The sequence below is a fragment of the Metabacillus sp. RB-C-LZQ-3-1 genome, from assembly GCF_058315175.1.
The window spans coordinates 1-1,400 of record NZ_JBZFLI010000058.1 but is presented as its reverse complement, the minus strand read 5'-3'; the positions used below and the strand labels follow the sequence as shown (position 1 = coordinate 1,400).

Sequence of the window (1,400 nt, the reverse complement as noted above, 5' to 3'; positions counted from 1 at the left end):
TTGTCAGCCTAACTGCTTGGACGCGCTAATCCAACAGCGCGCTTACCCTATCCTTCTGCGTCCCCCCATTGCTCAAACGGTGAGGAGGTGGTACAGGAATTTCAACCTGTTGGCCATCGCCTACGCCTTTCGGCCTCGGCTTAGGTCCCGACTAACCCTGAGCGGACGAGCCTTCCTCAGGAAACCTTAGGCATTCGGTGGAGGGGATTCTCACCCCTCTTTCGCTACTCATACCGGCATTCTCACTTCTAAGCGCTCCACCAGTCCTTTCGGTCTGGCTTCACAGCCCTTAGAACGCTCTCCTACCACTGTTCTAAAAGAACAGTCCACAGCTTCGGTGATACGTTTAGCCCCGGTACATTTTCGGCGCAGAGTCACTCGACCAGTGAGCTATTACGCACTCTTTAAATGGTGGCTGCTTCTAAGCCAACATCCTGGTTGTCTAAGCAACTCCACATCCTTTTCCACTTAACGTATACTTTGGGACCTTAGCTGGTGGTCTGGGCTGTTTCCCTCTTGACTACGGATCTTATCACTCGCAGTCTGACTCCTGAACATAAGTCTTTGGCATTCGGAGTTTGACTGAATTCGGTAACCCGATGGGGGCCCCTAGTCCAATCAGTGCTCTACCTCCAAGACTCTCATTTCAAGGCTAGCCCTAAAGCTATTTCGGAGAGAACCAGCTATCTCCAAGTTCGATTGGAATTTCTCCGCTACCCACACCTCATCCCCGCACTTTTCAACGTGCGTGGGTTCGGGCCTCCATTCAGTGTTACCTGAACTTCACCCTGGACATGGGTAGATCACCTGGTTTCGGGTCTACGACCACGTACTCTTTCGCCCTATTCAGACTCGCTTTCGCTGCGGCTCCGTCTCTTCAACTTAACCTTGCACGGGATCGTAACTCGCCGGTTCATTCTACAAAAGGCACGCCATTACCCATTAACGGGCTTTGACTACTTGTAGGCACACGGTTTCAGGATCTCTTTCACTCCCCTTCCGGGGTGCTTTTCACCTTTCCCTCACGGTACTGGTTCACTATCGGTCACTAGGGAGTATTTAGCCTTGGGAGATGGTCCTCCCTGCTTCCGACGGGATTTCACGTGTCCCGCCGTACTCAGGATCCACTCTGGAGGGAACGAAGTTTCAACTACAGGGTTGTTACCTTCTTTGACGGGCCTTTCCAGACCTCTTCATTTACTCCGTTCCTTTGTAACTCCGTATAGAGTGTCCTACAACCCCAAGAGGCAAGCCTCTTGGTTTGGGCTAATTCCGTTTCGCTCGCCGCTACTCAGGAAATCGCGTTTGCTTTCTCTTCCTCCGGGTACTTAGATGTTTCAGTTCCCCGGGTCTGCCATCATCACCCTATGAATTCAGGTGAAGATACTGCTCCATTACGA

At 51.8% G+C, this 1,400-nt stretch carries 1 rRNA gene; it reads right to left on the bottom strand.

Annotation, left to right across the window (positions count from 1 at the left end):
* Nucleotides 1–1,400, bottom strand: a 23S ribosomal RNA gene (locus AC4GZ8_RS26395); the annotation flags it as partial.